At 64.4% G+C, this 5193-nt stretch carries 5 protein-coding genes; all 5 read left to right on the forward strand.

Features of this window, described 5'->3' with window-relative positions; genetic code table 11:
* Positions 1–140 precede the first annotated feature (140 nt).
* Complete coding sequence (locus AC781_RS10170) at positions 141–1403, forward strand: dihydroorotase (protein ID WP_067773897.1); 1263 nt, start codon at positions 141–143, stop codon at positions 1401–1403.
* Positions 1400–2341: a mitochondrial fission ELM1 family protein gene (locus AC781_RS10175; protein WP_067777450.1), complete on the forward strand. Its 942-nt coding sequence runs from the start codon at positions 1400–1402 to the stop codon at positions 2339–2341. Before AC781_RS10170 ends, AC781_RS10175 begins: the two co-directional genes overlap by 4 nt.
* Positions 2342–2356: 15 nt before the next feature.
* Positions 2357–3505, forward strand: a complete 1149-nt coding sequence (locus AC781_RS10180) for a glycosyltransferase family 4 protein (RefSeq protein WP_067777452.1) — start codon at positions 2357–2359, stop codon at positions 3503–3505.
* 25 nt (positions 3506–3530) lie between these two features.
* On the forward strand, positions 3531–4652 hold the full coding sequence (gene dprA / locus AC781_RS10185; RefSeq protein WP_067777453.1) for a DNA-processing protein DprA: 1122 nt from the start codon (positions 3531–3533) through the stop codon (positions 4650–4652).
* An 89-nt stretch (positions 4653–4741) separates the two neighbouring features.
* The coding region (locus AC781_RS10190; RefSeq protein WP_141675876.1) for an SEL1-like repeat protein at positions 4742–5193 on the forward strand (452 nt) is incomplete at its 3' end.

Raw genomic sequence — 5193 nt, forward strand, 5'->3', positions numbered from 1 at the left:
CCCCGGCCCCGTCAACCGGGGCGTCGAAATCTGCGACCTCGCCATGGACTACCGCAACTGCCTCATCAACCAGCAGGTCGAAAACGGCATCGCCGCCCGCATGTCCATCCTCTACCATCTGACACCTCAGACCCAAAGCCATGAAGCCTGAAATCATCCTCTTCATCTCGCAGGCCACCGACATCGCCTCAGGCCGGGAAATCGACCTCTGCATCGCGGACGGCACCGTCATCGCCTGCGGCAGCGCAGGCACCCTCACCGCCCCGGAAGGAGCCAGAACCATCGATGCCACGGGTCTGTACATCCTCCCCGGCCTCTTCGACCTGCACACCCACATCTCCATCACCGGCAAGGAAACCGGGTACTGCGTCGCCGCAGCTGCGGCAGCAGCCCGCCAGGGCGGCATCACCGGCTTCCAGTGCATGCCCAACACCTCCGCCGTCCTCGACAACGGAGCGCAAATCACCAGCCTCATGGACATCGCCGCAGCACAACCCGGCATCTCCATCGTCCCCGCCGGGTGCATCTCGCAAAACTGCGAAGGCGAACAGCAGGCCCCCTACGACACCCTGCGCTGCAAAGGAGTCAAATTCATCACCGATGCCGACCACATCCCGCACAACCTCCTCATGCTCTACCGAGCCATGAAATACGCCTGCGAACTCGGCCTCACCTTCGCCCTCCGCGGCGACCTCCCGCAGCTCACGGAAAAAACCTACGCCCATCCCAGCGTCACCTCCTACCGCCTCGGCCTCCACGGCACACCCTCCTGCGCCGAAGAAATCGGCATCGAAACCATCATCCGCCTCGCCGGAGATGCCGGAGCCGCCATCCACGTCCAAACCGTCAGCACCGCCGGAGGCACGGAAATCATCCGCCGAGCCAAAAACGAAGGCCAGCGCATCACCGCCGAAGCTGCCCTCCACCACCTCATCTACACGCACGAGAACATCGGCGACTACGACACCAACTTCAAAACCCTCCCCCCCCTCCGCGACCGCTCGGACTGCGAAGCCCTCATCGCCGCCATCAACGACGGCACCATCGACTGCATCGTCAGCGACCACACCCCCCGCATCCCCTTCGCCAAAAAACAGGACTTCTGCTCCGCGCCGCACGGCATGATCGCCCTCGACACCTACCTCCCGGCCCTCTACACCAGCCTCGTCCGCCCCGGCCACATCGGCTGGCAAAAACTCCTGCAGGCCTGCGCCGTCCGCCCCCGCCAGCTCCTCGGCCTCGACGTACCGGAACTCCGCGAAGGCTCCGCCGCCGACTTCATCCTCTTCGATCCCGAAGGCACCACCGAAGTCACCCCGGCCATGCTGCAGGCTCGCACCGAAAACACCCCCCTCCTCGGCACAACCCTTCACGGGCGCGTCATCAACATCACTGAAGCATGACCATCTGGATCGTCAGCGACGGCAAACGAGGCCACCTCAACCAGACACAAGGCCTGGCTCGGGAACTCATCGAGGAAGCCCGACAGAGACAACCGGACGGCAACCACGAATACTTCGTCGTCAGCGTCGAAGGCAAATCGCGGACCGCACGCCTCTTCTACCTCGGCAAGGAACTCGACCTGCCCACGCCCGACCTCATCCTCGGAGCGGGCCACGGCACACACATCCCGCTCCTGCACATGGCCCGGCACTACAAAGCCCTCGGCATCGTCTGCATGAAACCCAGCCTCCCGGCCACCATGTTCGACCTCTGCCTCATCCCCCGCCACGACCTCATCGGCAAACAGCAAACCGGCAGCAGCATCCTCCCCACCGTCGGCGCCCTCCACGGCATCAAACCCAGCCCCGAAACGCCGAAAAAACACACCCTCATCCTCATCGGCGGCCCCAGCAAAGAATTCGACTGGGACGAAGACACCCTCATCAACCAGCTGGCGGACATCACCCGGCACAACGACATCCCCCTCGTCCTCACCACCTCCCGCCGCACCCCCCAAAACTTCGTACCCGACCTCCGGCAGGCTTGCCCCGGCATCCGCATCGTCCCCGTCGAAGAAACGGATGCCGCATGGGTACCTGCCCATCTGGCAGCCGCTCGCGACATCTGGGTCTCGCAGGACAGCGTCTCCATGGTCTACGAATCCCTCGGCTCCGGTGCCCCCGTCGGCATCCTCGACATGCCCCCTCGCAGCAAAACGCCCTCCCGCGTTGCCCAGGGCCTCCGTATGCTCATCGAAGAAAACCGCGTCACCCCATACCGCACATGGGCGCGCAGCCACCGACTCTCCACCACCCACGCCCCGCTCCTCGAAGCGGAACGCATCGCCTCCTGCATCCTCGACCGCTACCCGGCCCTGCTGCACCACCGGCAACCCTGAACCCGACTCACCGCCATGCCCGCCCCCCTCACCGTCATGCACCTCCTGCCCTCCCTCCACTCGGGCGGAGTCGAACAAGTCGTCCTCGAACTCGGTGAAGGACTCTCCGCACAAGGAGTCCGCAACATCGTCGTCTCCTCCGGCGGCTCCATGGTCCCGAAACTCAAAGAACAGGGTTCCATCCACTACGCACGCTCCATCGGCAAAAAAAGCCTCTTCACCCTGCGCGAAGTCCCGCGCATGAAACGCCTCATCCTCAAGGAACGTCCGGACATCCTCCACCTCCACTCCCGCGTACCCGCATGGGTCGGCTACCTCGCGTGGAAAATGATCCCCGCCGACCAAAGGCCCGGCCTCGTCACCACCTTCCACGGATTCTACTCCGTCAACGCCTACTCGAAAATCATGACCCGGGGCCAGCGCATCATCGCCGTATCCGGCTGCATGCGCGACCACATCCTCGAAAAATATCCCCGTACCCCGGCCGACATCATCCGCGTCATCCCCAACACCATCGACCCCGCCCTCGACCGCTACGGCTACCGCCCCTCCGACGCATGGCTCCGCGAATGGCACACAATGTACCCGGAACTCGCCGGCAAATACACCCTCTGCCTCCCGGGCCGCATCACCCGCCTCAAAGGCCACCTCGACCTCATCCCCATCCTGCAGGGCCTCCGCGAAGCCGGACTCCCTGCCCACGCCGTCATCGTAGGCGAAGTCAAAAAAGGCAAAACCGCCTACAAGGAAGAACTCGTCCGCGCCTTCGACAAAGCCGGCCTCGCCTCCTGCATCACCTGGACAGGCCACCGCCGAGACCTCCGCAACGTCCTCTGCGCCTGCGACGTCACCCTATCCCTCACCCACGTCCCCGAATCCTTCGGCAAAACCACCCTTGAAGCCCTCGCGCTCGGCCGCCCCGTCGCGGGCTACAGCCACGGAGGCGTCGGCGAACAACTCAACGTCTTCCTGCCCGAAGGCAACGTCCCCCCGCTCGACACCGCCGTCATGGTCGACACCCTCACCCAGTGGTACACCTACCCGCCCGAAACACCCCGGGAAATCCCCCCTCCCTACCGCCGGGAAGACATGATCCGCGCCCACCTCGACGTCTACCGCGAACTCCTCCCCGCCATCCCGGAGCCGGAACAAAAAACAACCTGACGCCGCCCCCGCTACCTCCCCTCCCATGACACCCCGCGAAGCCCTCATCACCCTCAACCTCATCCCGGGCCTCGGCTCCGTCCGCATCCAGGCCCTGCTGGAACACTTCGCCGCCCCCGAACTCATCCTCGAAGCGCCCGTCGAACACCTCGGCAGAATCCCCGGCATCGGCTCTGCCACCAGCCGGGCCATCGCCTCTTGGCGGCAATGCACCAGCCTCGACAAAGAACTATCCCTCGCCGAAGCCTGCGGCACGCGCATCACCACCCTCTTTGACGACGACTACCCCTCCGCCCTACGCTCCATGTACGACCCGCCCATCGTCCTCTACTCGCGCGGACAATGGAACGAACAGGACGGCGCCGCCTCCATCGCCATCGTCGGCTCCCGCCTCGCCACCCACTACGGCCACCAGCAGGCCCGCCGCTTCGCCCGGGAACTCGCCGACACCGGAATCACCGTCATCTCGGGCCTCGCCCGGGGCATCGACAGCGCAGCCCACCTCGGAGCCCTTGAGGCACGCGGCCGCACCCTCGCCATCCTCGGCTCCGGCATCAACCGCCTCTACCCCGCCGAAAACCGCCCGCTCGCCGACCAAATCGAAAACGGATCCGGGGCCATCGTCTCCGAATTCCCCATGGACATGCAGCCGAGCAAATCCAGCTTCCCCATGCGCAACCGCATCGTCGCCGCGTGGAGCAGGGCCACACTCGTCGTTGAAGCGCCTGCCCGCAGCGGAGCCCTGCACACCGCCCACCTCGCCGGAGAAAACAACCGCACCGTCTACGCCATCCCTGGCCCCATCGACCGCCCGCAATCACAGGGCTGCCACGACCTCATCCGCGATGGAGCCATCCTCGTCACCCGCCCTCAGGACATCCTCGACGACCAGCGATGGAACCACCTCCGCCCTCAGCCGGGAGAACTCCCCCTCTTCACCCACCCGGCAAGCGAAACAACGTCACTCCCCCTCACCGACCCCCTCGACCTCCTCATCATCGACAGCGTACGCATCGGAAACGACGGCATCGACACCCTCTGCCCCGCCACCGGACTCCCTGCCCACGAACTCACCCCACGCCTCGCCCGCCTGCAAATCACCCGCCACCTCCGCGCTCTCCCCGGCGGCCGCTTCACCCTGCCCTGAAAGCAACTGCCATTCAGCTCCACACGCCGAGCAAAAACCGCAGTTCCCGCTTGACCCGGCACAGGGAACACCTTACCATGATAGACATCATGAAACAACTCCCCCTTCTCCTCTCTGCAGCCATCTTCGTTGCTTCGGCAGCCGCCCAACAGAAAACAACCGTACCGAACACGCCTACGCCCTCCGACCATCTTGCCTTCGTACGCGACTACATGCGCGCCGAAACAGGCAACACGGAAGCCATGCTGCAACTCAGCTACGACTACGAAACCGGCACCCGGCTGCTTCCCCGCGACCTGAACCGCGCCCTTTACTATGCCCTCCGGGCAAAACGCCACGGCGCCTCGATTGAAAAACGAGAACTCGACACTCTTCTGACGAAAACAATCGACGCAGCCTCTCAACAGGCATATCCCCATTGGATCCGAACCAGCCCGGATGGAATGTGGCAAATCCTCATGCAGCGCGATGAAACGGCTGCACCCGGCATCCTGTTCGTAACAATCTCCCAAAAAGTCGAACAAAGGGAACTCGAAGATGC

The organism is Neoakkermansia glycaniphila (assembly GCF_001683795.1).
Classification (GTDB): domain Bacteria; phylum Verrucomicrobiota; class Verrucomicrobiia; order Verrucomicrobiales; family Akkermansiaceae; genus Akkermansia; species Akkermansia glycaniphila.